Genomic DNA, 1266 nt, shown 5'->3' with positions numbered 1-1266 from the left:
GTATGGGATGTGTCTATCGAGGACCGCCGTGAACCCCTCCATGGGGGCTTGACGGCAGCAATCCCTGCTGCCGACATCCTCGCTAGCCACACCCCATACCTTCATAAAGTTAACCATTTTTTGAGTATAAAGGGAGTAATTGAAAAGCAAGACTCAATTCAGCCGCTCGCACTCTTGTTAGACAGTTATATGAAAATAAGCAAATTTAGGTTTAGGTCTTTACCGTCTGACGCAACAATTGCAAGCAGGCGCGACTGGCGGCTAAGTCCAGCGCGCTGAAGTCGTCTTGGGTAGTCAAAAGTGGATTGGCTCCTGCCTGCATCAGTTGCGCCACCACCCTAAACACTTCCAGCCCCAGCCCGGTTTCCGGTTTATCGCGTTCGACCCAGGGATCGGACAAGCCGTCGGGAAATAATGCAGGCGTTCCGCTCGTGCCGTGCCGCCAGCCAAGCCGCGCCGTCGCTCATCGGCCCCATCAAGGACGTGAGCGAGGCGAGTTCGCAGTTGAAATGGGTTTTTATGGCGTTGTGACGGGCTTGGGTGGCCAAGTTCAATCGGTCGGCATAGGTAAGGCCGACACTATATTCAGTCGTCATAGTTGCAGGTGTTGGTGAGTGTTTCCAGGCGTTGTTGAGCGGTCAGACGCACGTCTTGTTCAGGATCGTCGAGCATTCGCTGCAGCAAATCCGCTTCCGCTCGCAGAGCCACTTCGTAGCGCACGGTCCAGTCGGGATCCTGGCTCATCATGACCAAATCATCGACGTCCATACGCTGAACAACGATGCGGCGTATTTCCACTTCGGCGTCATGCGTCATCAAACCCAGACTGACGCGGGGAATCCGGGTGGCGACGATGCGCCGCACTTCGCTGTCCGGGTCGGCCACCAAGCGAAACAAGCGCCCGTGCGGCAGGCGCCGGGCCACATAGACCCGCACCAGATAGTCGTGGTCAGCGGCCATCAGTTCCAATTCGTGTTCCGGCAGGCGGTCGGCGACGGTGATTCTGACTTCGCGGTCGCTGTCGTTACGCAACAAGGTCAGCCATTCCAGCGGCATCCGGTACCCCAATACGCGGCGAACCGCTTCGTCGGGATCGCTTAACAGCGGTTCCAGTTTATGGATGGGTAAATAGTGCCTGAAAGAAAATCAAAATATGCCATATAATACAATATGTTATAATTAATACGAAGCACCAAGATCTATCGTGCTGGCACCGATTTTACCACTTATCCGCCTAAAATAGGCTTGTCAGTGGCTAAAACCACA

At 54.6% G+C, this 1266-nt stretch carries 2 protein-coding genes; both read right to left on the bottom strand.

Features of this window, described 5'->3' with window-relative positions:
* Nucleotides 1-211: 211 nt before the first annotated feature.
* Nucleotides 212-400, bottom strand: coding sequence for a hypothetical protein (locus Q7V32_RS15285; RefSeq protein WP_304897842.1), 189 nt, complete (start codon nt 398-400; stop codon nt 212-214).
* A gap of 185 nt (nt 401-585) precedes the next feature.
* Entirely contained in the window at nt 586-1056 is a 471-nt protein-coding gene (locus Q7V32_RS15280; protein ID WP_304897841.1) for a hypothetical protein, read from the bottom strand.
* Nucleotides 1057-1266 lie beyond the last annotated feature (210 nt).

The sequence above is a fragment of the Methylicorpusculum sp. genome (assembly GCF_030651835.1).
Taxonomy (GTDB): Bacteria; Pseudomonadota; Gammaproteobacteria; order Methylococcales; family Methylomonadaceae; genus Methylicorpusculum.
Note: the sequence above shows the minus strand (reverse complement) of the source record. Positions and strands in the feature narration are given on the sequence as shown.

What these genes read in the sequence shown, in the direction of transcription:
- Q7V32_RS15280 (WP_304897841.1), bottom strand. Translation starts at nt 1,056, where the DNA reads ATGCCGCTGGAATGGCTGACCTTGTTGCGTAACGACAGCGACCGCGAA.